We start from the raw sequence: 524 nt of genomic DNA on the forward strand, positions 1-524 counted from the left end.
TCTTTAAGAAAAGCATCGAACCATTGCCAGACTGCGAGAAAGTTTAAACCTGTACCAAAACCGGTTTCAGCAATCACAAAACGGCGTTGTTGATGTTCAACCCAACGCTCTGGAAGGTGGTTTTGTTTTAAAAAGACGTAGCGAGTTTCTTCTAAACCGTTAACATTAGAGAAGTAAACGTCGTCAAATTGGTCTGAAACTGGCGTGCCAGACTCATTCCATTCCAGCTCTGCATTAGTAATTGAAGTCATAAAATCTATCATTTTGTGATTTGAAGCGATATGTTGGTAGGGATTGTACGAATTTCTAGGAAAGCTGACCACTTTTGTTAGGCTTCTTAGTTATCATCTAGCTGAATTTAGAATTATAGGAATGTCACATGAAACGAGTCGTAATCACCGGTATGGGTATTGTTTCAAGTATCGGTAACAACGTCGAAGAAGTTTTAGCATCACTGAAAGAGGGTAAATCAGGTATTACCGCTTCAGAGCAGTTCAAGGAAAATGGCTTGCGCTCTCAAGTTT

General features: G+C 39.7%; 1 protein-coding gene and 1 pseudogene. One reads left to right on the top strand and one right to left on the bottom strand.

Features of this window, described 5'->3' with window-relative positions; translation table 11 throughout:
- Window positions 1-323: pseudogene (mnmC, locus tag AB4653_RS19735) on the bottom strand (bifunctional tRNA (5-methylaminomethyl-2-thiouridine)(34)-methyltransferase MnmD/FAD-dependent 5-carboxymethylaminomethyl-2-thiouridine(34) oxidoreductase MnmC); the annotation flags it as partial.
- 56 nt (window positions 324-379) lie between these two features.
- On the opposite strand from mnmC, the gene AB4653_RS19740 reads away from it, so the two are divergent.
- A partial coding sequence (locus tag AB4653_RS19740) for a beta-ketoacyl synthase N-terminal-like domain-containing protein (RefSeq protein WP_372105101.1) occupies window positions 380-524 on the top strand: 145 nt, incomplete at its 3' end.

It is taken from the genome of Vibrio sp. 10N.222.48.A3 (assembly GCF_041475345.1).
In the GTDB taxonomy this organism is placed as follows: domain Bacteria; phylum Pseudomonadota; class Gammaproteobacteria; order Enterobacterales; family Vibrionaceae; genus Vibrio; species Vibrio tasmaniensis_A.